The 21,880-nt window shown below is 60.8% G+C and carries 19 protein-coding genes and 1 pseudogene; 14 read left to right on the top strand and 6 right to left on the bottom strand.

Features of this window, described 5'->3' with window-relative positions; translation table 11 throughout:
• Nucleotides 1–685: 685 nt before the first annotated feature.
• Complete coding sequence (locus M516_RS0120785; RefSeq protein ID WP_029100827.1) at nt 686–1,801, bottom strand: aminopeptidase; 1,116 nt, start codon at nt 1,799–1,801, stop codon at nt 686–688.
• A gap of 215 nt (nt 1,802–2,016) precedes the next feature.
• On the bottom strand, nt 2,017–3,216 hold the full coding sequence (locus M516_RS0120780) for an iron-containing alcohol dehydrogenase (RefSeq protein WP_029100826.1): 1,200 nt from the start codon (nt 3,214–3,216) through the stop codon (nt 2,017–2,019).
• Between the two features lie 315 nt (nt 3,217–3,531).
• Here M516_RS0120780 and M516_RS0120775 point away from each other — a divergent pair, with 315 nt between their 5' ends.
• From M516_RS0120775 to purN, 8 genes are all read left to right on the top strand, one after another.
• Nucleotides 3,532–3,723 carry a hypothetical protein gene (locus M516_RS0120775; RefSeq protein WP_029100825.1) on the top strand — a complete coding sequence of 64 codons (192 nt, stop codon included), beginning with the start codon at nt 3,532–3,534 and terminating at the stop codon, nt 3,721–3,723.
• A 456-nt stretch (nt 3,724–4,179) separates the two neighbouring features.
• The gene (purC, locus tag M516_RS0120770) at nt 4,180–4,899 is read left to right on the top strand and encodes a phosphoribosylaminoimidazolesuccinocarboxamide synthase (protein WP_029100824.1); all 720 of its coding nucleotides are present in this window, start codon (nt 4,180–4,182) and stop codon (nt 4,897–4,899) included.
• The gene (gene purS, locus M516_RS0120765) at nt 4,892–5,140 is read left to right on the top strand and encodes a phosphoribosylformylglycinamidine synthase subunit PurS (protein WP_029100823.1); all 249 of its coding nucleotides are present in this window, start codon (nt 4,892–4,894) and stop codon (nt 5,138–5,140) included. Before purC ends, purS begins: the two co-directional genes overlap by 8 nt.
• A gap of 3 nt (nt 5,141–5,143) precedes the next feature.
• Complete coding sequence (gene purQ / locus M516_RS0120760) at nt 5,144–5,836, top strand: phosphoribosylformylglycinamidine synthase subunit PurQ (protein ID WP_029100822.1); 693 nt, start codon at nt 5,144–5,146, stop codon at nt 5,834–5,836.
• The gene (purL, locus tag M516_RS0120755; protein ID WP_029100821.1) at nt 5,817–8,060 is read left to right on the top strand and encodes a phosphoribosylformylglycinamidine synthase subunit PurL; all 2,244 of its coding nucleotides are present in this window, start codon (nt 5,817–5,819) and stop codon (nt 8,058–8,060) included. Before purQ ends, purL begins: the two co-directional genes overlap by 20 nt.
• Nucleotides 8,045–9,463, top strand: a complete 1,419-nt coding sequence (purF, locus tag M516_RS0120750; RefSeq protein WP_029100820.1) for an amidophosphoribosyltransferase — start codon at nt 8,045–8,047, stop codon at nt 9,461–9,463. The genes purL and purF overlap by 16 nt, the downstream gene beginning before the upstream one ends.
• A gap of 13 nt (nt 9,464–9,476) precedes the next feature.
• The gene (purM, locus tag M516_RS0120745) at nt 9,477–10,517 is read left to right on the top strand and encodes a phosphoribosylformylglycinamidine cyclo-ligase (RefSeq protein WP_029100819.1); all 1,041 of its coding nucleotides are present in this window, start codon (nt 9,477–9,479) and stop codon (nt 10,515–10,517) included.
• A complete protein-coding gene (gene purN, locus M516_RS0120740) occupies nt 10,511–11,122 on the top strand; it encodes a phosphoribosylglycinamide formyltransferase (RefSeq protein ID WP_035290418.1) in 612 nt (203 codons plus the stop codon). Before purM ends, purN begins: the two co-directional genes overlap by 7 nt.
• Before the next feature lie 71 nt (nt 11,123–11,193).
• Here purN and M516_RS0120735 read toward each other — a convergent pair whose 3' ends face one another.
• Both M516_RS0120735 and M516_RS24120 read right to left on the bottom strand, forming a co-directional pair.
• The gene (locus M516_RS0120735) at nt 11,194–12,393 is read right to left on the bottom strand and encodes a CynX/NimT family MFS transporter (protein ID WP_051188323.1); all 1,200 of its coding nucleotides are present in this window, start codon (nt 12,391–12,393) and stop codon (nt 11,194–11,196) included.
• A gap of 13 nt (nt 12,394–12,406) precedes the next feature.
• Nucleotides 12,407–12,637 (bottom strand): annotated as a pseudogene (locus tag M516_RS24120) (GNAT family N-acetyltransferase); the annotation flags it as partial.
• A 234-nt stretch (nt 12,638–12,871) separates the two neighbouring features.
• On the opposite strand from M516_RS24120, the gene M516_RS0120725 reads away from it, so the two are divergent.
• The 3 genes from M516_RS0120725 to purD all read left to right on the top strand — a co-directional run bounded on the left by M516_RS0120725 (nt 12,872) and on the right by purD (nt 16,294).
• The gene (locus M516_RS0120725) at nt 12,872–13,240 is read left to right on the top strand and encodes a hypothetical protein (protein WP_029100816.1); all 369 of its coding nucleotides are present in this window, start codon (nt 12,872–12,874) and stop codon (nt 13,238–13,240) included.
• A gap of 163 nt (nt 13,241–13,403) precedes the next feature.
• Nucleotides 13,404–14,951 carry a bifunctional phosphoribosylaminoimidazolecarboxamide formyltransferase/IMP cyclohydrolase gene (gene purH / locus M516_RS0120720; RefSeq protein ID WP_029100815.1) on the top strand — a complete coding sequence of 516 codons (1,548 nt, stop codon included), beginning with the start codon at nt 13,404–13,406 and terminating at the stop codon, nt 14,949–14,951.
• 74 nt (nt 14,952–15,025) lie between these two features.
• A complete protein-coding gene (gene purD, locus M516_RS0120715) occupies nt 15,026–16,294 on the top strand; it encodes a phosphoribosylamine--glycine ligase (protein WP_029100814.1) in 1,269 nt (422 codons plus the stop codon).
• Between the two features lie 60 nt (nt 16,295–16,354).
• Here purD and M516_RS25775 read toward each other — a convergent pair whose 3' ends face one another.
• Both M516_RS25775 and M516_RS25025 read right to left on the bottom strand, forming a co-directional pair.
• Complete coding sequence (locus M516_RS25775) at nt 16,355–16,492, bottom strand: EYxxD motif small membrane protein (RefSeq protein ID WP_162836716.1); 138 nt, start codon at nt 16,490–16,492, stop codon at nt 16,355–16,357.
• A 12-nt stretch (nt 16,493–16,504) separates the two neighbouring features.
• Nucleotides 16,505–16,960: a YgaP family membrane protein gene (locus M516_RS25025; RefSeq protein ID WP_035290415.1), complete on the bottom strand. Its 456-nt coding sequence runs from the start codon at nt 16,958–16,960 to the stop codon at nt 16,505–16,507.
• Between the two features lie 219 nt (nt 16,961–17,179).
• Here M516_RS25025 and M516_RS0120700 point away from each other — a divergent pair, with 219 nt between their 5' ends.
• From M516_RS0120700 to M516_RS0120685, 3 genes are all read left to right on the top strand, one after another.
• Nucleotides 17,180–18,940, top strand: coding sequence for an adenine deaminase C-terminal domain-containing protein (locus M516_RS0120700; protein ID WP_029100813.1), 1,761 nt, complete (start codon nt 17,180–17,182; stop codon nt 18,938–18,940).
• A 683-nt stretch (nt 18,941–19,623) separates the two neighbouring features.
• Nucleotides 19,624–20,577 carry a branched-chain amino acid ABC transporter permease gene (locus tag M516_RS0120690; protein ID WP_029100812.1) on the top strand — a complete coding sequence of 318 codons (954 nt, stop codon included), beginning with the start codon at nt 19,624–19,626 and terminating at the stop codon, nt 20,575–20,577.
• A 9-nt stretch (nt 20,578–20,586) separates the two neighbouring features.
• On the top strand, nt 20,587–21,876 hold the full coding sequence (locus M516_RS0120685) for a branched-chain amino acid ABC transporter permease (RefSeq protein WP_029100811.1): 1,290 nt from the start codon (nt 20,587–20,589) through the stop codon (nt 21,874–21,876).
• The last annotated feature ends 4 nt before the right edge of the window (nt 21,877–21,880 follow it).

The raw sequence follows: 21,880 nt of genomic DNA, 5'->3' as shown, positions 1-21,880 counted from the left end.
AGAATGTTTCCATTTTTTATGTGGCTGAAGTTTTTTGATGTAATGAATGGAGAACGTTTTTGGGAGGATTGGAACTGTAACCTCTGCCCCCATCCAGTGCTCTTCATACTTGTTTATGCTACTTCCGATTGCTTCTGGCTGACCACCAGCCAGTATCTAACACATGTACTTGCTAGACAAATTTTACGTGGGTGATGTGTTCAGTAGAAGTAGCGTTTTCATTTGACATGCGTACATGAGTAAGTTAGTAAGTTATGACTTTTAATTTCATTTTATTATCTATTACGGAATAAAGTGGGTGAAGTTTGGGGCTGGATGCCAATCCCATCCGAAGCATGGCATTGGATCGGATCAGGAGACCAACAGCTTCGTATTCCCAACCGAGAGGCAGTAACGGGGGATGTGCTTGGGGTTACGTCGGAAAAAACACGCCCCCTGCTCGAAAAAAACAGGAGGCGTAAAAAAGAAGCAGATCACCCTTGCGCTCTGCAACTCAGTGATCTACTTCTCCAGCAATCGAGCCGTCCCCTTGTGGGAACGTCTATTGTGCAGACCGTAGGTGTAGGCGCACCCGCGGTCTTATGCGTTTATTCCAGTTCTACCACATATATAACGGTAAACGGATCTTCGCGATTCAGCCTATTCTTGAGTGCGTATACGTTGTCATACGCCCTTTTTCGCACGCTTACACCAGATTCTCCGGATTGAGCCCTTCCAGTTCCGGCAGGACAAACCGGCCGTCTTTGCGGATCAGGACGTCGTCGAACCAGATCTCGCCGCCGCCGTACTCCGGACGCTGGATCTGCACCATGTCCCAGTGGATGGAGGAGCGGTTGCCGTTGTCGGCCACGTCGTAGGCGTTGCCCGGCGTGAAGTGGAAGCTGCCGGCGATTTTTTCGTCGAACAGGATGTCCTGCATCGGATGCAGGATGTGCGGGTTGAAGCCGATGGCAAATTCGCCGATGTAGCGGGCGCCTTCGTCCGTATCGAGGATTTCGTTCAGCACTTTGGTGTTGGAACTGGTCGCCTCGACGATTTTGCCTTCCTTGAACGTAAGCTGCACGTCGGTAAACGAGGTGCTGTGGTAGTTGGTCGGCGTGTTGAAGTAAATCGTGCCTTCCACGGAGTCGCGAACCGGCGCGGTGTACACTTCGCCGTCCGGGATGTTCCGCTTGCCGTCGCACTTGATCGCCGGGATCCCTTTAATGGAGAAGCGCAGGTCGGTTTTCGGTCCGACGATGCGGACGCGGTCGGTCCTTTCCATCAGTTCCTTGAGCGGGTCCATCGCCTTGGACATTTTCGCGTAGTCCAGGTTGCAGACGGAGAAGTAGAAGTCTTCAAAGCCTTCCAGACTCATGTTGGACAACTGCGCCATCGACTTGTTGGGATAGCGCAGCACGACCCAGCGCTTTTTCGGGATGCGCTCGCCGAAGTGCACCTGCTTGTAGAAAATGCGGGAGTAGAGGCCCATCTTTTCTTCGGGGATGTCGGAAAACTCGTTGATGTTCTCAAACGCGCGCACCGCGATGTACGCGTCAACGTCCTGCATGCGCGCCAGCTCGTGCTTGGCGAACAGTTCCATGTGCTCCTCGCTGGTCCCCTGGATCAGTGCCCGCAGCACTTCCTGATCCTTCAGCGTCACCAGCGGGAGGGCGCCTACGGCAAACGCCTCGCGGACGAGAGCCCGCACCAGCGGCACCTGCAGGCCGGTATTTTCGATCAGCACTTTTTCCCCTTTTTGCAAATTGAGCGAATAGCGGATGAGACGGCTGGCCAGTTCGTTAATCCGTGGATCTGCCATCGTTTGGAACCCTCCATTAGTAAAAATTTTTTTACTATATCTGCAAGTATAGATTTTTCGCCGCACACATGCAACCAAGCTCCGCCACATGCATGGCGGAGCCGTATGTTTCAGGCTGCCCCTGCTGATTGGATGGGCTCACAGCGGGCCCGGCCGTCCCGAACGTCCGGACAGGCCGGCGTCCGGGAGGGGAGGCGGGCCGCTGCGCACGGGAGTCACAGGCACGCCTCGTAGATGGCGATGACATCCTGCTCATGCAGCGGCCGGGAGCTTGCCAGGTGGCCGGTGCCCCGTCCGCCGATGCGCACCGCTTCCCGCGCCAGCTCCGGCAGGGCGTCGCGCGTGACGCCAAAGTCGGAGAGGCGCTGTGTGATGCCCATCGCTTCGTACCAGCTGCGGACGGCCTGGATCGCAGCCCGTGCGGCGGCCTGGTCGTCCGCCTCCGTGACCCCGAAGCACTGACGCCCCATGCGGGCCAGCCGTTCCGGGCGGTCGGGCAGAATCACCTGTTCAAAGTACGGCAGGGACAACATGGCCAATCCCCGCCCGTGGGCCATGTCGTAATAGCCGCTCAGCGGGTGCTCCACGCCGTGCAGCGGATAGCCGGCTCCGCGCCCCGACAGGGTAAACGGGCTGATCGCCAGCGTACTCGTCCACAGCAGGGTGGCGCGCGCTTCCTCGTGATCGGGCTGGCGGATGGCCGTAAGCGAGTGTTCCACAACCAGTCGGATCAGCGTCTCCGTAAAGCCGTCCTGCACATGCGTGCCTTCCGCGCTGATCAGGTACGATTCGAACAGGTGGGCGAAGATGTCGGCGCACGCTTCCGCGGTGACGTGTGGCGGCACCGTGTAGGTAAGCGCCGGATCGAGGATCGCCACCTTTGGATACAGCCCCGGGCCGTTGATCGACGATTTTTCGTGGCTTTCCCAGTGGGTCAGCACGCTGATGTTGTTCGCCTCCGACCCGGTCGCCGCCACGGTGGGCACGGTCAGCAGGGGGAGCGCTTCCTGTACGGGCACCAGCTCTTTGGCCGTGCCGCTGGGATTGCCGCGCAGGTAATCGTAGATCGGCCGGCCGGAGAGAGCCACCGCCGCAATCGCTTTGGAGGCGTCCATCACCGAGCCGCCGCCGAGCGCGATTACAAAGTCGCATCCGTGTTCGCGGGCGAGCGCCGCTCCTTCGTCCACGGTGGTGGTGCGCGGGTTGGGTTCTATCTTGTCAAACAGCACGTACTCCACTTGTTCTTCCGCCAGCAGCGACTGAACGCGGTCCAACAGACCGGTCCGTTTGGCCGAACGGCCGCCGGTGACGAGCAGCGCTTTGCGGCCGAGCGCTTTCGCTTCCCGCCCCAACCGGGCGATTTCGCCGGTGCCGAAGAAGATCCGGGTCGGGAATAACACCTCAAACGGAAACATGCGGACTCATCCTTTCCCTGAAAAATTTACCCTCTACCAGTGTAGCACAAAAAAGGAAAGCCGCCGCAGTCCGAGCGCTTTCGCCCAACGGCTCTCATGCTGCGGCGCGTTTCCCTATCCCTGCAGGACGGGGAAGGGCGATGCATCGTGAGAGAGCGTTTCTCTGGATCAGCAGCATGCGTTCAGGAGCCGGGGATGCGACAGCAAAATGGATACATGTGGGCTGTGGCAAACAGGGATCTCCGGGATTTTTTTTCGGCAAGCTGGCCATCCTACATCGTAACAGCATTCCATGAAGACTGGAGGGGACTGGGGATGACTGCGGAAAACCGGTTTCCGCCCGCCATGCGAAATGTCGGCGATCCTGCCGAGATGAGCCCACTGGAAAACGAAAACGCCGCTCCGATGGTGGAGATCAGACAGCCGCTGCAGTACGGCGAAGCGCTTGAACACCGTGACGCGAAGTCCATTGCCGAGATGCGCGAAGAGCGGTTGGAGCCGGAGTGAACACAACGCCCTTCTTGTGAAAAGAAGGGCTTGTCTGCATGCGTTTATGCGCGTAAACGACATGAGCCGGAATCATTCGGCTGACAGGGGTTGAAGCGCAAGCGTAAACGTAAACGATTCTCCCAGTTTCATCACGTATTGTACCTGTAGAGTCCGGGCATCCGGACTTTTTCTCTTTTGCTGCGACAGGCAGCCGCCGATTGGCCCCACTTATCTCTGCAGGGCGGAGCGCAGTCCGAAAGTCCCCGCATAGGGAAAGAATAAGGCACACATGATTGTTTGCCGAATGATGAAATCGTCAACTTGAGGGATATTACATAAATTCCCGAACATTTGTCGAAGGTTAATCTGCTCATTTTCGTTGATAAATGCGTATGATTATGTTTTAATGGAGTTGAAATGTTCGTGAATATTAAGCGTTACGCAACCTTTTGATCGGGGAAGGTGACTCCGGAAGTGGAAAAACGGGAACAACTCTATGAAGGCAAGGCAAAGCGCATCTATCGTACGTCTTTAGCCGATCAATACTGGGTGGAGTACAAGGACGACGCCACCGCGTTCAACGGGGAAAAGAAAGGCACCATCGCCGGAAAAGGTGAGCTGAACAACCGCATCACCGCCATCTTTTTCTCACTGTTGAAAGAGCGGGGCATCGACAACCACTTTATCCGCCTGCTGTCGCCCACGGAGCAGTTGGTCCGCAAAGTGGAGATCATTCCGCTGGAAGTGGTCGTCCGCAACATCGCGGCCGGTTCCCTGGCCAAGCGGTTGGGATTGGCGGAGGGGACGGTCCTGCCGCACCCGGTCGTGGAGTTTTACTATAAAGACGACGCACTGGGCGATCCGCTGGTCAACCACTCTCATATCAAGGTGCTCGGAGTCGCCGGCGAAGACGAACTGGCCGTGCTGGAGCGAATCGGCCTGCAGGTAAACGAGGTCCTGCAGGGCTACCTGCGCAAGCGCGGCGTGATTCTCGTCGACTTTAAGCTGGAGTTTGGACGCACGCCGGAGGGAGAAATTCTCCTGGCGGATGAAATATCGCCGGACACGTGCCGGTTCTGGGATGCCGAGACGATGGAGAAGCTGGACAAGGACCGCTTCCGCCGCGATCTCGGCCATGTGGAAGAAGCGTATCGGGAAATGCTGAAACGATTGGGAGGAGAAGCACATGTGTAAAGCTGTGGTATACGTGACGCTGCGCCAAAGCGTGCTCGACCCGCAAGGACACGCGGTCAAGGGAGCGCTGCACACCCTCGGATTTGACGAAGTGAAAGACGTGCGCATCGGCAAGTACATGGAGCTGGAACTGGACACGGCCGACCGGGCGCAGGCGGAGGAGCGCGTCCGCGCGATGTGCGAAAAACTGCTGGCCAACACCGTGATTGAAGACTACCGCTTCGACATCGTGGAGGGCTGAGCCATGCGAGTAGCCGTAATCGTCTTTCCCGGGTCCAACGCCGACATCGACTTGTACAACGCCGTTGAAGACGTGATGGGAGTGCCGGTGGATTACGTCTGGCACGCACAGACCGACCTCTCCGCCTACGATGTCATCCTGCTGCCGGGCGGCTTTTCCTACGGCGACTACCTGCGCTGCGGCGCGGTCGCCCGGTTTTCGCCGGTGATGGAGCAGGTGGTCAAGGCAGCGGAGGAAGGCAAGCTGGTGATGGGCATCTGCAACGGCTTCCAGATCCTGACCGAAGTCGGTCTGCTGCCGGGCGCCCTGCTCCGCAACCGTTCGCTCAAGTTCCGCTGTAAGCTGTCGCCGCTGCGCGTGGTCAACAACGACACGCCGTTTACCCGCGACTACGCGGCGGGTGAAGTCATCCGCATCCCGATCGCCCACGGCGAAGGCAACTACTACTGCGACGACGAGACGCTGGCGCGGCTTCGGGCCAACAACCAGATCGTCTTCCGCTACGAAGGGGAAAACCCGAACGGTTCTTTGGACGACATCGCCGGCATCTGCAGCGAACGGGGCAACGTGCTCGGCATGATGCCCCACCCGGAGCGGGCCGTGCACGAATGGATGAGTTCCGCCGACGGACGGCGCCTGTTTACCTCGATTCTGAAGACATGGAGGGAACGCAACAGTGTCACAGCTCACTCGTAACGAACCGACCGCCGACCAAATCGCCGATCAGCGCCTGTACCGGGAGATCGGCCTGACTGACGAAGAGTATCAGCGCGTCGTGGACATCCTCGGCCGAAAGCCGAACTGGACAGAGACGGGACTCTACAGCGTGATGTGGTCGGAGCACTGCTCGTACAAGAACTCCAAGCCGGTGCTGCGCCGCTTCCCGACCAGCGGGCCGCGCGTGCTGCAGGGACCGGGTGAAGGCGCCGGGATCGTCGACATCGGCGACAACCAGGCCGTCGTCTTCAAGATCGAAAGCCACAACCACCCCTCCGCCATCGAGCCGTACCAAGGGGCGGCGACCGGGGTGGGCGGCATCATTCGCGACGTCTTTTCGATGGGCGCCCGTCCGGTGGCGCTCCTGAACTCGCTGCGCTTCGGGGAACTGACCTCGCCGCGCGTGAAATACCTGTTTGAAAACGTGGTGGCGGGCATCGCCGGCTACGGCAACTGCATCGGCATCCCGACCGTGGGCGGGGAAGTGAACTTTGACGCCACCTACGAGGGCAACCCGCTGGTGAACGCGATGTGCGTCGGCCTGATCGACCACGACAAGATTCAAAAAGGGGTGGCGACCGGCGTCGGCAACCCGGTCATCTACGTGGGCGCCAGCACCGGCCGGGACGGCATCCACGGTGCGACGTTCGCCTCCGAGGAATTGAACGACGAGTCGGAGAAAAAGCGGCCGGCCGTGCAGGTGGGCGACCCGTTCATGGAAAAACTGCTGCTGGAAGCCTGCCTGGAGCTGATCGACACCGGCATCGTCGTCGGCATCCAGGACATGGGCGCGGCCGGTCTCACCTGCTCCAGTGCGGAGATGGCCTCCAAGGCGGGCAACGGCATCGAGATGAACCTCGACCTGGTGCCGCAGCGGGAGGCGGGCATGTCCGCCTACGAGATGATGCTCTCCGAATCCCAGGAGCGCATGCTGGTCGTCGTGGAAAAGGGCAAGGAGGCGGAAGCGATCGCCATTTTTGACAAGTGGGGCCTGGCTTCGGCGGTCGTCGGCCGCGTGACGGACGACGGCATGCTGCGCCTGCTGCACCACGGCGAAGTGGTGGCGGAAGTGCCGGTGAAGACCTTGGCGGACGACGCTCCGGTCTACCACAGACCGTCGGCCGTACCCGCGTACTACGAAGCGAACGCCAACGTCGATCCGGTGGCCGCCATCCCCGAGCCGGCCGACGTCAACGAAACCCTGAAAGCCCTGCTGGCCCAGCCGACCGTGGCCAACAAGGCGTGGGTGTACGAGCAGTACGACCACATCGTCCGCGCCAACACGGCGGTCAAACCGGGGTCGGACGCGGCTGTGGTGATGATCCGCGGCACCCGCAAGGCACTGGCGATGAGCACGGACTGCAACGGCCGTTACGTCTACCTCGACCCGCAGGTGGGCGGCGCGATCGCCGTGGCCGAAGCGGCGCGCAACGTGGTCTGCTCCGGCGCGGAGCCGCTGGCGATCACCGACTGCCTCAACTTCGGCAACCCCGAGAAGCCGGAGGTGTTCTGGCAGTTTGAAAAAGCGGTCGACGGCATGAGCGAAGCCTGCCTCGCGCTGAATACGCCGGTCATCGGCGGCAACGTGTCGTTTTACAACGAACGCAGCGGCGACGCCATCTACCCGACGCCGACCGTCGGCATGGTCGGCCTGATCGCGGACGTCGACCACATCACCACCCAGGATTTCCAGGCCGAAGGGGACGCCATCATTCTCCTCGGCGAGACCTACGCCGAACTGGGCGGCAGCGAGTATCAAAAGTGGGCGACCGGCTCCATCTCCGGCCGACCGCCGCAGCTTGACCTGGCCAAGGAAGCGGCTGTGCAGAAGCTGGTGCTCGACGCCATCCGCCAGGGGCTGGTGAAATCGGCGCACGACCTGTCGGAAGGAGGACTCGGCGTCGCGCTGGCGGAATCGTGCTTCGGCAACGGGATCGGCGCAGCCGTCTCGCTGAAGTCCGACATGCGCAGCGACGTGCTTTTGTTCAGCGAGTCGCAGTCGCGCATTCTGCTCAGCGTCGCGCAGGAACAAACGGACGCCGTTCTGGCGCTGGCAAAGGAACGGGATGTGCCGGCACAGGTGATCGGAACGACCGGCGGCGAGCGACTGGTGGTGAACGTCAACGGAACGGAAGTCATCCATGCGCCGCTTGCCGACTTGAAAGCCGCTTGGAAGGATGCGATTCCATGTTTGATCGGTTGATCTGGGACAAACTGAACGAAGAGTGCGGCGTCTTTGGCATCTACAACCACCGGGAAGCGGCCCCGCTGACCTACCTGGGGCTGCACGCCCTGCAGCACCGCGGCCAGGAGAGCGCGGGCATCTGCGCCTCCGACGGCGAAACGTGGTACAAACACCGCGGCATGGGGCTGGTATCGGAGGCGTTTGGCAAGGGCGACCTGGAGAAGTTTCGCGGCCACATCGCCATCGGCCACACGCGCTACACCACGGCCGGTGCGAGCAAGATCGAAAACGCGCAGCCGCTCTTTTTCCGCTACGCCCACGGCAGCATGGCCGTCGCCCACAACGGCAACCTGGTCAACGCCTCCGTGCTGCGAAAAGAGCTGGAGGCCAAGGGCTCCATTTTCCAGACGACGAGCGATACCGAAGTGATCGCCCACCTGATCGCCCGTTCGCAAAGCCGGGACCTGGCGGAAGCGGTCAAGGAAGCGCTGCAGCACATCAAGGGGGCGTACGCGCTCTTGGTGATGAACGAGCGGCAGCTCATCATCGCGCTCGACCCGAACGGGCTGCGTCCGCTGTCCCTCGGCCGTCTGGGTGACGCCGTCTGCGTGGCATCCGAGACGTGCGCTTTTGACATCATCGGCGCCGAGTATTGGCGCGACGTCCAGCCGGGCGAGCTGATCGTCATCGACGAGGACGGCATCCGCGAGACGACGTTTACGGACAAAACCGTCCGCTCCATCTGCACGTTTGAGTACATCTACTTTGCCCGGCCGGACAGTGACATCGACGGGATCAACGTGCACATGGCCCGCAAGCGGCTGGGCAAGCAGCTCGCGCTGGAGGCGCCGGTGGAGGCCGACGTGGTGACGGGCGTGCCCGATTCCAGCATCTCGGCGGCCATCGGCTTCGCGGAGGCGACCGGCATCCCCTACGAGATCGGGTTGATCAAGAACCGCTACGTGGGACGCACCTTTATCCAGCCGACGCAGGAGCTGCGGGAACGCGCCGTTCACCTGAAGCTGTCTGCCGTGCGCAAAGTGGTGGAAGGCAAGCGGGTGGTGATGATCGACGACTCGATCGTCCGCGGCACCACCAGCAGCCGCATCGTCCGCATGCTGCGCGAGGCGGGGGCCCGGGAAGTGCACGTGCGGGTCAGTTCGCCGCCGGTGAAGAATCCCTGCTTCTACGGCATCGACACGTCCACCCGGGACGAACTGATCGCCTCCACCAAAACGGTCGAAGAGATTCGCCGCATCATCGGCGCGGACTCGCTGGCGTTTTTGTCGGTGGAAGGCATGATCGAAGCGATCGGCCGCACGGACGCGGCTCCCAACAACGGCCACTGCCTGGCCTGCTTCACCGGCCAGTATCCCACGGAGATCGAATTTGAGGCGGCACTGCCGGCAGACAAGTGTTAAGAGGGGAGAAACCATGAGCGAAGCATACAAGCAAGCAGGCGTCGACATCGAGGCGGGCAACGAAGCGGTAGAACGGATGAAAAAGCATGTGAAGCGGACGTTCCGTCCCGAAGTGCTGACCGATTTGGGCGGATTTGGCGCGCTGTTTCGCCTGGATGCGTCCCGGTACAAAAAACCGGTGCTCGTCTCCGGCACGGACGGCGTGGGCACCAAGCTGAAGCTCGCGTTTGCCATGGACAAACACGACACGATCGGCATCGACGCCGTGGCGATGTGCGTCAACGACGTGGTCGTGCAGGGAGCGGAACCGCTCTTTTTCCTCGATTACCTGGCCTGCGACAAAGTGATTCCGGAAAAGATCGAGGCGATCGTCAAGGGCATCGCTGACGGCTGCGCCCAGGCCGGCTGTTCGCTGATCGGCGGCGAGACGGCGGAAATGCCGGGCATGTACGCGGAAGGCGAGTACGACATCGCCGGGTTTACCGTCGGTGTCGCGGACGAAGAGAAGCTGATCACCGGTGCTGGTGTGCAGCCGGGCGACGTGCTGGTGGGGCTCGCCTCCAGCGGCGTGCACAGCAACGGCTTTTCCCTCGTGCGCAAAGTGCTGCTGGCTGATCGGGGGATGTCGCTGCACGATCACGTGGACGCGCTCGGCAAAACACTGGGGGAAGAGCTGCTGACGCCGACCCGGATTTACGTCAAGCCGATCCTTTCGCTGCTCCAGTCTTTCGAGATCAAGGCGATGGCCCACATCACCGGCGGCGGCTTCACGGAAAACATTCCCCGCGTCCTGCCCGAAGGAACGCAGGCGGTGATCGACGTCGGTTCCTGGCCGGTGCTGCCGATCTTCCGTCTGGTGCAGGAGGCGGGCGGCATCGCCCCGGCCGACATGTACCGCACGTTCAACATGGGCATCGGGATGGTGCTGGTCGTCAAGCAGGACGACGTCGTCGATGTGATCGGCACGCTGCAGCAATTGGGCGAGCAACCGTACCTGATCGGCCAGATCCGGGCGGGCGGGCGGAAAGTCGTGTACAACGGGGTGGCGTGGTGAAACGGATAGCCATTTTTGCCTCGGGCAGCGGTTCCAATTTTGAAGCGATCGTGCAGGCGACGAGAAGCGGCCGGCTGGAGGGCGCGGAAGTTGCGCTGCTCGTCTGCGACAAGCCGGGAGCCAAGGTGCTGGAGCGGGCGGAGCGATTGGGCGTGGAAGCGTTCGCGTTTGAGCCGAAAGCGTATCCGGACAAGGCGGCGTTTGAGACGAAGATCGTCGCCGAGCTGCGCAGGCGGGACGTTGCGCTGGTCGTGCTGGCCGGGTACATGCGGCTGGTGGGGCCGACGCTCTTGTCCGCCTACGAAGGACAGATCATCAACCTGCATCCCTCGCTGCTTCCGGCCTTTCCCGGCAAGGATGCGGTCGGGCAGGCACTCGCCTACGGGGTAAAGATAACGGGGGTAACGGTACATGTCGTCGATGCCGGCCTGGATACCGGGCCGATCATCGCACAGGTTCCCGTGGCGGTGCGCGAGACGGATACGGCAGAGAGTCTCGCTGCCCGGATCCATGAAGTGGAGCACGAACTGCTGGTCGACGTGATCGGACAACTGCTCGCCGGCCGGATGAGGCTGGAGGGGCGGCACGTGCGGCTGGAGAAGTAATAAGCGGCCCTCTGCGGCGGGAACGATTCCCGTGGCGGAGGGCCGTTTGTTTGCTTCGTGCCGCAGGGGCCTTATACGTATTTGCTGCGTCCCGCTCCGATCCCGGCGATCGTCATCAGCAGGCTGACCACCAGCAGCGTCAGCAGGGGGAGCGTCCACGAACGGGTCCAATCGTAGAGAATCCCGATCAGGATCGGCCCGCCGGCGGCCAGCAAATAACCGAAGGATTGCGACATGCCGGATAACGCGGAAGCCTGATGCGTGTCCGTTGTTCGCAGGACGATCATCGTCAGCGCCAGGCTGATGCTGGCCCCCAGCCCGATGCCGAGCAGCACAAGCGAGCCAAAGAGCAGCAAGCTGTTTCCGCCGCCCAGCAGCCCGCCGAATCCGGCCAGAAAGAAAAGGCCGATCACCAAGGCCATGCCCGACTGGTTGGGCAGGCGGGAGGCCAGCACCGGCGCCAGAAATGTGGCGGGCAGACTGACAAACTGCAGGATGGAGAGCATCCAGCCCGCTGTCGAGACGCTCATGCCGTGGTGATGCAAAATTTCCGGCAGCCAGGCAATGGTGCAGTAGAACGCAAACGACTGCAATCCCATGAAAACGGTAACCTGCCAGGCCATCGGCGAACGCCAGAGCCGGCCGTTGGCGGACGTTTTGCCCTGGTCGCGGGCGAATTTGCCGGAAGAACGAAGCTGCGGCAGCCAAACAACCAGGGCGATGAGGGCCAGCAGGGACCAGCCGGCCAGCGCTCCCTGCCATCCGAGATGCAGCGCCTGGGCAAGCGGGACGCTGAGACCGGACGCCAGCGCGGCGAAAGTGCCCATCGCGGTGGTGTACACGCTCGTCATAAGCCCGACCTTGTCCGGAAACCGCTGCTTGACAAGCCCCGGCAGCAGCACGTTGCAGATAGCGATCCCCAAGCCGATCAAGGCCGTTCCGGCAAATAACGCGGCGGTCCCCCCGAGCGAGCGGAGGACGATGCCGACGATCAAGGCGCACAGTCCCGCCCAGATGGTCCGTTCATTCCCGTAACGCTCCGCGATCTTCGGAGCGAGCGGAGACAGGACGGCAAAGGCGATGAGCGGCAGCGTGGTCAAAAAACCCGCCATGCCGCCGGACAGGCCCGTATCCGTTCGGATGGAGCCGATCAGCGGTCCCACGGAGGTGAGGGCGGGGCGCAGGTTGAAGGCGACGAGAATGATGCCCGCGACAAGAAGTATGTTTCCCGCCGGCAGGGGACGGGAAGCGATGTCTTCACGATTGGTCATGAGAGGATTCCTCCAGACGCCGTAAATTTTCACGCTGCAAGAACTTCACATGGGCTTCGCGAATATTCAGTGCAACGTCTTGTTCGGACTGCTCTTTCTGTGCAAACGGCATCCACGGTTTCAGTTCCGCAATGGACGCCTGGATGGCCTGAAACACTGCTTGTCCGTCTCCAGGCTGCGGCATTCGTATCAACAATCGGTCGGTGAAAAACCGGGTGGGAAATTCCAGCAGCATCGGATTCATGCGAAGATCTTCCTTCCATTATTTGCGTAGTAAAAGTTGTTAATTCTTTACGGGATGCACGTTTCCTTTCGCAAAAACACATAAGCGCCCAACCGACGGAGAAATGCTGCGAGGAACACCCGTGACGAACCCGTGCCTTTCCGGCCGGGGAGACGGCCTTTTTGGAAAAAACGTTCCCCACCCGGGCTTCCGCTACATACAGTAGAACGAAAGCGGAAAAAAGGAGGGGGCCACATGGGCGATTTCATTTCCGATCTGCTGGGGAAGCTGAGCAAGAAAACAGGACGGAACTGGACGCTGGAGGATATCGTGCGGCTGGCGCAAAAGCTGCCGAAGGGAGGGACCGGAAACATCGATGACGTGCTCAACGAGCTGTCAGACATGGGTCTCAACCTGAACGAGGAAACGCGGGAGCAGGTGAAGGAGCAGTTGAAAAACGGCAAACCCCCATCCCTCGAATCAATCAGCGACCTGGCGAACAAGCAGGCACAGGGAACGGACACCCCAAAGAAAGAGGCGTCGCAAGCGAGCGGGAGGGCGAAAGTCGATCCGCTTGCCGAACGATTGAAAAAATGGCAGGACGGGAAAAAGAAAAGGCGATAGACGTTTGATGCAAAAGGAACGCAGTCTCACGTGCCCCGGCACGGTGCGGCTGCGTTTGTTTTTGGGGGGAAATCTTGATAAAAACGTACAATTGTGTTTTAATTAACTTATAATGTTCGTGTTTTTTCTATTCTCTTTCCAAAAAAGTCAGGAGGTTCTATCCGTGAGTGTGAAAAAGGCACTGATCAGCGTTTCCGACAAGACAGGGTTGATTCCGTTTGCGCGCCGTTTGGCTGACGCCGGCGTGGAGATCATCTCCACCGGGGGTACGGCCGCCATGCTGAAAGAAGCGGGCATTCCCGTCATCGGCATTTCCGAAGTGACCGGTTTCCCGGAAATTCTCGACGGGCGCGTCAAAACGCTGCATCCGAATATCCACAGCGGCCTCTTGGCTGTGCGCGACAATGAAACGCACCGGCAGCAGTTGAACGACCTGCAGATTGAAACGATTGATCTGGTTGTCGTCAACCTGTATCCTTTTAAGCAGACGATCGCCAAACCGGACGTGACGTTTGCGGAGGCGATTGAGAATATCGACATCGGCGGGCCGACCATGCTGCGTGCGGCCGCGAAAAACCACCAGTACGTCACCGTTGTGGTGGACGCCGCCGACTACGAGCAGGTAGCCGCGGAAATCGAGAAGGAAGGCGATACGTCTCTGGACACGCGCCGCCGTCTGGCCGCCAAGGTGTTCCGCCATACGGCCGCGTACGACGCGCTGATTTCCCGCTATCTGAGCGAACAGGTGGGCGATTTCCTGCCGGAAAGCTACACGGTGACCTACGAAAAGGCGCAGGATCTGCGCTACGGCGAAAATCCGCACCAGCGGGCCGCGTTCTACCGCGAGCCGCTGGCGGCCGGGGCCAGCATCGCCCGCGCCGAACAGCTTCACGGCAAGGAACTTTCCTACAACAACATCAATGATGCTGACGCCGCTCTGGCAATCGTGCGCGAGTTTGCCGAACCCGCCGTGGTTGCGGTGAAACACTCCAATCCGTGCGGCGTAGGCATCGGTGCCGACATTCGCGAAGCCTACCAAAAGGCGTACGAGGCTGATCCCGTTTCCATCTTTGGCGGCATTGTGGCGGCCAATCGTCCGGTGGACCGCGACACCGCCCTGTTGATGAAAGAAACGTTTTTGGAAATCATCCTCGCGCCTGATTTCACTGAAGAAGCGCTGGCCGTGCTGACCGAGAAGAAAAACCTGCGCCTGCTGCGCATCCCGGCGCTGAACGAGTCCCGGGAGGCGGCGCAAGGCTTCCGCATCGCTCCGGTGGCGGGCGGAGCGCTGGTGCAGGAGTACGACGTGAAACAACTGGAAGATGCCGACATCCGCGTGGTGACCGACAAACAGCCGACCGCCGACGAACTGGCCCAACTGAAATTCGCCTGGAAGGTCGTCAAGCACGTCAAGTCGAACGCCATCGTGCTCGCCAGGGAGAACATGACCATCGGTGTGGGCGCCGGCCAGATGAACCGCGTCGGTGCCGCCAACATCGCCATCGCCCAGGCGGGAGAAAAAGCGAAAGGGGCCGTGCTGGCCTCGGACGCCTTCTTCCCGATGCCGGACACCGTGGAAGCGGCGGCGAAGGCGGGCGTGACGGCGATCATTCAGCCGGGCGGTTCGGTCCGCGACCAGGACTCCATCGACGCCTGCAACCGCCATGGCATCGCGATGGTGTTTACCGGCGTACGCCATTTCAAACACTAATCGTCCGGCACGAATCCATGGGAGCCGAACAAGAAAAGCGGGGATTCCAGAACCGCTGACAGGAGGGAGTACGGATGAACGTACTGGTAATCGGCGGCGGGGGCCGCGAACACGCCATCGTCTGGAAGCTGGCGCAAAGTCCCAAAGTGAAAAAGATTTTCTGCGCGCCCGGCAACGGCGGTACGGCGCAGTTGGCGGAAAACGTGCCGATTCCCGTTGACGATTTTGCCGCTCTGGCCCAGTTTGCCAAAGACGAGGGGGTTGACCTGACGGTGGTCGGTCCGGAAGACCCGCTGTTGGGCGGAATCGTGGACTTTTTTACGGAGCGCAGCCTGCCGATCTTCGGGCCGACCGCCCACGCGGCGAAGATCGAAGGAAGCAAATGTTTTGCCAAGCATCTGATGAAGCGCTACGGCATCCCGACGGCCCGGTACGAGTCGTTTCTCGACTACGAGTCCGCCCTGGCCTATGTGCGTGAACAGGGGGCACCGATCGTGGTCAAAGCAGACGGGCTGGCCGCCGGCAAAGGGGTGGTCGTCGCGGAAACGCTGGAAGCGGCGGAGGCGGCGCTCTACCGGATCATGAAGGAAGGGGTGTTCGGCCAGGCAGGGGCGCGCGTGGTGATCGAGGAGTGCATGCGCGGCGAAGAGCTGTCCCTGCTGTCGTTTGTCGACGGGGAAACGGTCAAGCCGATGGTGACCTCCCAGGACCACAAGCGCGTCTTTGACGGCGACCAGGGACCCAACACCGGCGGCATGGGCACCTACGCGCCTGTGCCGCACATGTCGGCGGAACTGGTGGAGCAGATCGTGGAAACCATCGTCAAGCCGATGGCCCGCGGCATGGCCCGGGACGGCATTCCGTTCCGGGGCGTGCTTTACACCGGCCTGATGATCACGGACGAGGGGCCGAAGGTGGTGGAGTTCAACGCCCGCTTCGGCGATCCCGAGACGCAGGTGATTCTGCCGCTCCTGGAGACCGATCTGGTAGACATCTGCACGGCTGCCATCCAAGGGGAACTGGCATCCGTCGACGTGCGCTGGAAGCAGGAGAGTGCGGTATGCGTCGTCATGGCCGCTCCCGGGTATCCGGGCGATTACCCCAAGGGAGAGCCGATCAGCGGGTTGGAGAAGGCGGGCGAGTCCGTTACCGTGTTCCACGCCGGCACCAAACAGACGGAGAAGGGCATCGTCACCAGCGGCGGCCGCGTCCTCGGCGTGACCGGGACGGGGCGGACGCTGGAGGAAGCGCGGGCTCGGGCATACGCCGCCGTTGAGCGCATCCGCTTCGAGGGGGCGCATTACCGCCGGGACATCGCGGACAGGGCGCTGCGCAGAAGCTAGATTCATGCAAATCGTGACAAGGACGTTTGCCTGCAGCGAAAAAAAGGGAGACCCGTCCGGTTACTGACGGTATCTCCCTTTCTTTTTGCCGGCTGCGTAAAAAAAGTACCCCATGACGGCGACACAGCCGATGATCAGGGCGATGACAAAGGCGTTGTGGGAAAACCACTCGTACAGCGGAGGTCCGACAAGTGACATGGGCAGTCCCTCCTAGGAATAGGTTGGATAGAGATGTTCGTCGCGGCTGTGGTGGTCGTCCGGTTTTTGTTCGCGCCCTTGGCTGCGGGAGGCTTCTTCGGCCTGGCGGTAGGAGACGTACTCCTGGACGGCCGCTTCGAGCTGTTTGTCTTCGGCCGACAGGTTGGCATGCTCCTGTTTGGGAGTCGTGCCGATGCCCATCTGCTTCAACCCCGCCTGGGCCCCCATGTCCTTGACTTTGCCCAGCATGTTTTGCAGACCGGCCCGATCGCGGCTGTTGACACCCATCGCGTACAGCATCGGACAAAAACGGGTGACGCCTTCCGCCACCTTCATGGCCGACAGCGCCATCAACAGCCAGGGGGTGCGGTACGGGCGGCGGCCCATCCGGCCGACTCCGTAGGCCAGCCCTAACAGGCCGACGGTGATGCGAATCACGGCATCCACGGTTCCGACGTTTTTTTGCATCGTTGTCCCTCCTGTCCTAACGGTTCCTGTTTGGTAGTGTGTGCCGGGAGGAAAAAAACACGCGAGGGAATTGTTGTTAGCAGCGATGCGGGGATACAGGATACCGGCGGGCGGACGGAGAAGTGTACACAGGAAGTGACCGAGCGTTCGCTAGAAAACGTCTGCTCAAGCAGAGGAATTCTCTATCCGTGCGCCAAACAGGGAAAGGAGTGCATACGTATGCGAGTCCGTCCGATGAACGAGGAGGCTTACCTGCGTCTGATACGGGTGGCGAAGCGGCAGGCCCCGGCCGACATGTGGATCAAAGGAGCGCGGGTGCTGCAGGTGTATACCAAGGAATGGCGGGAGGTGAACGTCGCCGTCGCCGGAGAGCGGATCGCCTATGTGGGGGAAAAGGAGCCGGAGGTGGACGAACACACGGTGGTGGTGGACGCCGCCGGGATGTACGCTGTGCCGGGGTACATGGAGCCGCACGCCCATCCGTTTCAGTGGTACAATCCGTTTACGCTGGCCGACTTCGCGCTGGAACGGGGAACGACCACCCTGGTGTCCGACACGATGATGCTGATGAGCCTGCCGTTTGCGCAGGTGGCGGAGATCATGGAGCGGCTGTCGGCCCATCCGGTCAAGCATTTTTTCTGGAGCCGGCTCGATCCGCAGCAGAGGCGGGCGCAGGCCGAACCGCCGTTTGACCGGGCAGGGCTGGCCCGCATGCTGGAGCATCCGCTGGTTGTCCAGGGCGGGGAACTGACCGACTGGCAGGGAGTGTTGAGCGAAGACGAGACCCTGCTGTTCGGGATCAAGCACACCCGCGATCTCGGCAAACGGATGGAGGGACATCATCCGGGAGCGTCGGCGGAGACCCTGAACACGGCGGCTGCCGCCGGGATCACCGCCTGCCACGAGAGCATCACGGCGGAGGATCTGCTGCGCCGCCTGCAGTTGGGGATGTACACCGCGCTGCGCCACTCGTCCATCCGGCCGGACCTGCCGGAGCTGGTTCGCGGCTGGCTGGAGATGGGGTTGCCCTGGTCGCCCCGCATGATGCTGACGTCGGACGGCAGCACGCCGCCGATGCATCGGCACGGCCTGATGGATTACACGATAAGGGTGGCGATCGAGGCAGGCGTGCCGCCGGAAGAGGCCTACGCGATGGCGACGCTCAACCCCGCCGTCTACTACGGCATGGACGCCGAAATCGGGGGTATTGCACCAGGCCGGCTCGCCGATGTTCTGCTGCTCGCCCGTCCGGAGGAACCGACGCCCGAGCTGGTCATCGCCAACGGACGGCGGGCGGCGGAAAAGGGGCGGCTGCTGGTGTCCACGGTGCAGCCCCAATGGGAGCGGTACGAGTTTCCGCCCGTCGACCGGCTGGGTAGGGACGTGGGGGCGGAAGCGTTTCGACTTCGCCACACGGGTGGACCGCTGCCGGTCCTGCACATGCGCAATGCGGTGATTACCACACTGGAGCGGGAGGAGCTGCCGGCCGACCGGGATGGCTGCGTTTCGTTGGAGAACGATCCCGAGCTGGCGGTGATCTGTTGTCTCAATCCTTACCGGGAGCGGCTGACACAGGCGCTGGTAAGGGGGTACAGCCGCTCTCTGGAGGCGCTGGCCAGCACCTACACCGCCTCCGACGACTGGCTGGTGATCGGGCGCGATCCAGAGGCCATGGCGCAGGCGCTGCGGCGCGTCCGGCAAATCGGCGGGGGCGTGGTGATGATGGACGAGGGACGGGTGGTCTGCGAATGTCCGCTGCCGCTCGCCGGAATGTTTTCTCCCGCGCCGATGGACGACGTGATCGGCATGGCGGAATCGCTGACGGACCTCTTGCGAAAAAAGGGGTACGCGCATTTGGACCCGCTCTATTCGCTGCTGTTTTTTACCGCCACCCATCTGCCGTATGCCCGGCTCACCGCCGAGGGGATCGTCGATGTGAAGTCGGGGGCCGTCATGGTGCCGTCCATCCTCCTTCCATGAGGGGAACACGTTTTCTCAACGGATCGCCTCAACGGATCGCTTTAATTAAATAAAGTATTGATATATTTATTTGATTTAAAAACAGGTTCATTTTTACGCTGATATATGCTTGAAAAATATGTTTTTGAAAATACCATTTTTCATCTCTTGTAAATTTCCTAATATATTTTACAATTAAGAAAGGCCAGACAGGAACGGTCCTGCGAGACGATCGGCCCATGGCGAGAATCCTCCCGGGGTGGACGTTTTACGGGCCGGACAGGTGATTTCATGGGTGGCGGTGGACGGGTGGTTCTGATATGATTATGCTAACCTGTCCCGCCGTGGAAGGGGTGCTTTGAGGGGACGGTTTCATCGTGGGCATTCGTCGATCGGGACGACCAGCCGACTCCGGAATCGCAGGGAACGCTGCTGAATAGGGCCAGACATCGCAGACTGCCGAACAAGCCTCTGCCAACCCGGGGCGACACTCAGGTGTGCGCCCTTTCTGTTTGAGGAGTTGTCCGGCGCGCGGACGAGCCTCTCGCCGACTGTGCTGCCGCTCAACGGAAAGACAGCGCGTCAGGCGAAGAACGCAGCGGATGTCCCGACAGCCGCCGGGCGGGAAGTCGTTTTTTGCGATCGTCGAATGCAGAAAATTTACAATTACCGCAAGTTTACAAAGGAATGAGGGATGGGAAAGTATGCTGCTCGACATTTTGCCTCAGGTGTTGGTTGACGGCTTGACGCTGGGCTTCATGTACGCCGTCGTTGCGCTCGGCTACACCATGGTGTACGGGATTCTGGAGTTCATCAACTTCGCTCACGGCGAGATTTTCATGGTGGGCGCCTTTGTGGGGACGGAGGTCCTGCTGATCACGGACGCCCTGGGAGCGCTGGAGGGGATGAATCCGTTTGTCGCGCTGTTTTTGACCCTGCTGATCGCGATGATCATAACCGGAGCCCTCGGCGTCGGGATCGAGCGGGTAGCCTACCGTCCGCTGCGCGGCGCACCGCGGCTCGTTCCGCTGATTTCCGCGATCGGCGTGTCGTTCCTGCTGCAGGACCTCGTCCGCTTTACGGAAGCCATTACCCGCAACGAATTTTATCTGAACAGTCCCATTCTTTTTACAGGTTCCATCCCGTTGGGCAGCATCGCCACGATTCCGACGAAGGCGTTGATCGTCATCGTGCTCGCCGTTGTGATGATGGTGTCGCTGACCTTGTTCATCAACAAGACCAAGTGGGGAATCGCCATGCGGGCCGTTGCGCAGGACCAGTCGACGGCGTCGCTGATGACCATTAACGTGGACAAAGTCATTATGCTTACCTTTTTGATCGGCTCCAGCCTGGGTGGCGCAACCGGGGTGCTGTTTGCGCAGAACTACGGCACGATTGACCCTTACATCGGCTTTATTCTCGGCCTCAAGGCGTTTACCGCAGCCGTCCTCGGCGGAATCGGCAACATCCGCGGCGCGATGGTGGGCGGCGTTCTGCTCGGCCTGCTGGAGTCCCTGTCCGGCGCGTACATGGGTCCGCTGACCGGCGGAGCGTTTGGCGCCGAGTACAAAGACGTGTTTGCGTTCAGCATTTTGATTCTCGTGCTTCTGTTCAAGCCGGAAGGGCTGTTTGGCGAAGCCGTAAAAGAGAAAGTGTAGGTGAAACGCATGGCAAACATGGTATGGAAGTCGTTCAAGGGGATTCCGCTTCCGGTTACGCTGATCTGGATCGCCGGGTTTTCCGCCGCGCTCCACTTTTTGGACAAATCGGTCATCGCGTTTCTGGGAATCTTGTGCTCCATTGTTTTGATCTACTACACCAACTCCTCGAAAATGGTCCGGATGCTCATCGGGGCACTGGTGCTCCTGGTCATCATTCCGCTGGTGGCGGGGGACAACCGCTACTACATGGAAGTGGCTTCGCAGGTGGGCATCTACGTGGCGATGGCGCTCGGCCTGAACATCGTGGTCGGCTTTGCCGGTCTGCTTGACCTCGGCTACGTCGCCTTTTTCGCCGCCGGTGCCTACGCGTACGCGATTTTTTCCACGTCCCAGGCCAACCAGTTCATTCCCGGCGACCTGTTCCCGCTGTCGGGCGAGTGGTTCTGGCCGTTCCTCATCGTCGGCTTGATCGTGGCCGCGATCTTCGGGATTTTGCTCGGCCTGCCGGTCCTGCGGGTGAAAGGGGACTACCTGGCCATCGTCACCCTTGGGTTTGGCGAAATTATTCGGATTATTTTCAATAACCTGGACAAACCGATCAACATCACCAACGGCCCGCAGGGGATTACTCCGATCCCGCAGCCGGAGCTGTTGGGGATGAAGATGGGGACGCCGTTCCACTTCTACTTTATCGTGCTGGTTGTCATCGCCTTTATCGTCCTGGCCAACCTCCGCTTTGAAAACTCGCGCATCGGCCGCGCCTGGATCGCGGTGCGGGAAGACGAGCTGGCGGCCCAGTCCATGGGCATCTCGCTGCTGAACACCAAGCTGGCCGCGTTTGCCACGGGCGCTTCCTTCGCCGGTGTGGTCGGCGTCATTTTCGCCGCCAAGCAGACGTTTATCGATCCGACCTCGTTTACGCTGATGGAGTCGATCGGGATTCTCGTCATGGTCATCCTCGGCGGCAGCGGAAGCATCCCCGGCGTGGTGCTGGGGGCGGCGTTCGTCACGGTGCTGCAGGTGCAGTTGCTGAAAGAGCTCTCCAATTTCCTGCACTCGCTGCAGCAGGCGGGCGTCATCAACCTTCCCAACCAGTTGGATCCGTCCAAGTTCCAGCGCCTGATCTTCGGCATCATGTTGATCCTCGTGGCGCTCTACCGTCCCAACGGATTGATTCCGGCGAAGCGCAGGAAGAACGACCTCGACGCCATCCGGGCAAGCAAATTCGCCGAGAACCGGCTGGGGATCCTGAGCAGGCTGTCGAAAGGCAAGCTGTCCCAGGGCAGCCAGTCGTAGCGGA

The organism is Brevibacillus thermoruber 423 (assembly GCF_000454065.1).
Taxonomy (GTDB): Bacteria; Bacillota; Bacilli; order Brevibacillales; family Brevibacillaceae; genus Brevibacillus; species Brevibacillus thermoruber.
The sequence above is the reverse complement of the archived record's forward strand: the minus strand, read 5'-3'. Positions and strand labels throughout refer to the sequence as shown.

What these genes read in the sequence shown, in the direction of transcription:
- purD (WP_029100814.1), top strand. Translation starts at nt 15,026, where the DNA reads ATGAACGTACTGGTAATCGGCGGCGGGGGCCGCGAACACGCCATCGTC.
- purM (WP_029100819.1), top strand. Translation starts at nt 9,477, where the DNA reads ATGAGCGAAGCATACAAGCAAGCAGGCGTCGACATCGAGGCGGGCAAC.
- M516_RS0120780 (WP_029100826.1), bottom strand. Translation starts at nt 3,216, where the DNA reads ATGTTTCCGTTTGAGGTGTTATTCCCGACCCGGATCTTCTTCGGCACC.
- M516_RS0120685 (WP_029100811.1), top strand. Translation starts at nt 20,587, where the DNA reads ATGGCAAACATGGTATGGAAGTCGTTCAAGGGGATTCCGCTTCCGGTT.
- M516_RS25025 (WP_035290415.1), bottom strand. Translation starts at nt 16,960, where the DNA reads ATGCAAAAAAACGTCGGAACCGTGGATGCCGTGATTCGCATCACCGTC.
- M516_RS0120725 (WP_029100816.1), top strand. Translation starts at nt 12,872, where the DNA reads ATGGGCGATTTCATTTCCGATCTGCTGGGGAAGCTGAGCAAGAAAACA.
- M516_RS0120690 (WP_029100812.1), top strand. Translation starts at nt 19,624, where the DNA reads ATGCTGCTCGACATTTTGCCTCAGGTGTTGGTTGACGGCTTGACGCTG.
- purS (WP_029100823.1), top strand. Translation starts at nt 4,892, where the DNA reads ATGTGTAAAGCTGTGGTATACGTGACGCTGCGCCAAAGCGTGCTCGAC.
- M516_RS0120735 (WP_051188323.1), bottom strand. Translation starts at nt 12,393, where the DNA reads ATGACCAATCGTGAAGACATCGCTTCCCGTCCCCTGCCGGCGGGAAAC.
- M516_RS0120700 (WP_029100813.1), top strand. Translation starts at nt 17,180, where the DNA reads ATGCGAGTCCGTCCGATGAACGAGGAGGCTTACCTGCGTCTGATACGG.
- purQ (WP_029100822.1), top strand. Translation starts at nt 5,144, where the DNA reads ATGCGAGTAGCCGTAATCGTCTTTCCCGGGTCCAACGCCGACATCGAC.
- M516_RS0120775 (WP_029100825.1), top strand. Translation starts at nt 3,532, where the DNA reads ATGACTGCGGAAAACCGGTTTCCGCCCGCCATGCGAAATGTCGGCGAT.
- M516_RS25775 (WP_162836716.1), bottom strand. Translation starts at nt 16,492, where the DNA reads ATGTCACTTGTCGGACCTCCGCTGTACGAGTGGTTTTCCCACAACGCC.
- M516_RS0120785 (WP_029100827.1), bottom strand. Translation starts at nt 1,801, where the DNA reads ATGGCAGATCCACGGATTAACGAACTGGCCAGCCGTCTCATCCGCTAT.
- purF (WP_029100820.1), top strand. Translation starts at nt 8,045, where the DNA reads ATGTTTGATCGGTTGATCTGGGACAAACTGAACGAAGAGTGCGGCGTC.